2 protein-coding genes are annotated in these 2,280 nt (G+C 64.5%); both read left to right on the forward strand.

Features of this window, described 5'->3' with window-relative positions; all coding sequences use genetic code 11:
• Positions 1 to 36: 36 nt before the first annotated feature.
• Positions 37 to 336, forward strand: a complete 300-nt coding sequence (locus P1J78_RS24640; protein WP_275570020.1) for a DUF2924 domain-containing protein — start codon at positions 37 to 39, stop codon at positions 334 to 336.
• Complete coding sequence (locus P1J78_RS24645; protein ID WP_275570019.1) at positions 333 to 2,006, forward strand: recombinase family protein; 1,674 nt, start codon at positions 333 to 335, stop codon at positions 2,004 to 2,006. Before P1J78_RS24640 ends, P1J78_RS24645 begins: the two co-directional genes overlap by 4 nt.
• Positions 2,007 to 2,280: the final 274 nt, after the last annotated feature.

The following is a 2,280-nucleotide window of genomic DNA, read 5'->3' on the forward strand; positions in this document are numbered from 1 at the left end:
TCCCCAATCGATTCATGTCGGTGGGCAAACGCTCTAATCTGGCATGCGCAATGCCAGAGGTATGGCGGCCTGGAACCGGAGCTCCAGCGCACGCTGAGGTCTCTCGCAGAAGGCAAACCGCTGCGCCGGGCCACTGGCGGTGCACCGCGGCCCGGGACCCAGCTCGTCCGCGAGTGGAACGGGCGGACCTATCGGGTGAACGTCACGAAAGACTGCTACGTGATGGCAGGGGAACGCTTCAAGTCGCTGTCCGCCATCGCGCGGCGCATCACCGGGACCAGTTGGTCCGGGCCCCGGTTCTTCGGCTTGAACGGGACCGCGAGGGCAGGCACATGAACCGCATCCGCTGCGCCATCTATACTCGTAAGAGCTCCGAAGACGGGCTGGAGCAGGAGTTCAACTCGCTCGACGCGCAGCACGAAGCCTGCGCAGCGTTCATCGCCAGCCAGAAGGCCGAAGGCTGGGTCCTGCTTCCGGAGCGGTACGACGACGGAGGCCTCTCCGGCGGCACCATGGACCGGCCCGGGCTCAACCGGCTTCTGGCCGAGGTAGATCGGGCCACCATCGACCAGATCCTGGTTTACAAGATTGACCGGCTCACCCGCTCATTGGCGGACTTCGCGAAGAGCGTCGAGCGCCTGGATGCCGCCGGTGCCTCCTTCGTATCCGTCACCCAGTCGTTCAACACCGCGACCAGCATGGGGCGTCTGACGCTCAACATGCTCTTGAGCTTCGCGCAGTTCGAACGCGAGGTCACCGCGGAACGGATCCGGGACAAGATCAGCGCATCGAAGAAGAAGGGCCTCTGGATGGGCGCCACCGTCCCTCTCGGCTACGCGCCCGATGGCCGGACGCTGAAGATCGCCGAGCCCGATGCCAGCGTCATCCGGACCATCTATGATCTCTACCTGCAGCACGGGAACGTGCGGATCGTCAAACAGGAGGCCGATGACCGAGGACTCCGGACGCCGGTGCGGACACTCGGCAGCGGCCGGGTCAAAGGGGGCGCGCCCTTCAGCTATGGCCACCTGCACTACATCCTGACCAACCCGGTTTATGCCGGTCGCATTCGGCATCATACGAAGGTGTACCCGGGCCAGCACCCGGCACTGATCGCGCCGGAGGTCTGGGACGACCTTCAGGAGCAGCTGAGAGCGGACGCGGTCAAGGCCCGGAGCTTCACCCCGCGCAACCGCGCGGGCGGCAAGCCGTCGGTCTCAGAACTCGCCGGCAAGCTCTTCGATCAGACCGGCGATCGCCTCACCCCCAGCCACACCAAGACGGCGAAGGGCCGCCGCCTGAGATACTACGTCTCCCATCGGCTCATCCGCGGATCGATACCGCGGGACCCCTCCGGCTGGCGATTGCCGGCGTCCAACCTGGAGCAGGAGATCGCCCGGCTGCTCGAGCGACACCTGAACACACCGGAGGTACAGGCAGGGCTCCTCATCGACGCGACGACCGATGAGATCGCGGAGGTCCAGCAGAAGCTTGCACCTCCGACCGAAGAGCAGCGCGCGTCGGACCACGCAACGGCCAACCTCCTTGCCCTGGTGGATCGCATCGACATCGCTCCCGGCGAGGTCCGGGTCGCGATGTCGACCGATGCGCTCGCGGCGCTCATCGAGATGGAGCCTGACCGCATCACCGAGGACCTCCTGACCCTCACCTCGTTGTTCCGGCAACGCAAACGCGGGGTCGAGACGAAACTCGTGCTCGAAGACGCGCCCGCCGCGATCGACGAAACCCTGCTGCGCAACATCGCCCGCGGCGATCGCTACTTCGCACAGGTCCGGTCAGGCAAAACATTCGGAGAGATCGCCGATACCGAGCAGGTGTCCAAGCGGCGGGTGCAACAACTCGTCGAGCTGGCGTTCCTCGCACCGGCCGTCATCCGCGCCGCCCGGGATGGAACGCAACCGATTGGTCTCACCACCGAATGGCTGATGCGGCATGCGCTCTCGCCGCTCTGGCAAGACCGGAGTGATCTCTTCGCAACTCTCTGAGGCAAGACGCTTGAAGCTCTGGCCCTGCGCCGGAGCTGCGTTGTTCGATCTGCCGACGCCTACAGCGTAACCGCGGAGAGGTCAGTCTTGCGAATCTAGCGCGATCGAGTTCACGAGGGTTGGGCACTGCTGCGCCTAGCGATCTAGCCATCGCCTATGCATCTGATCAGCGCCAAACTGCTAGAGCCTCGTGCGGAAAACCAGAGTCGGGGATTCCCATAAGGAAGGGTTTGTGATTCACTATATGTGGAGGTGGATCATGGGAAAACCGCTA

The organism is Psychromarinibacter sediminicola (assembly GCF_029168335.1).
Classification (GTDB): Bacteria; Pseudomonadota; Alphaproteobacteria; order Rhodobacterales; family Rhodobacteraceae; genus Psychromarinibacter; species Psychromarinibacter sediminicola.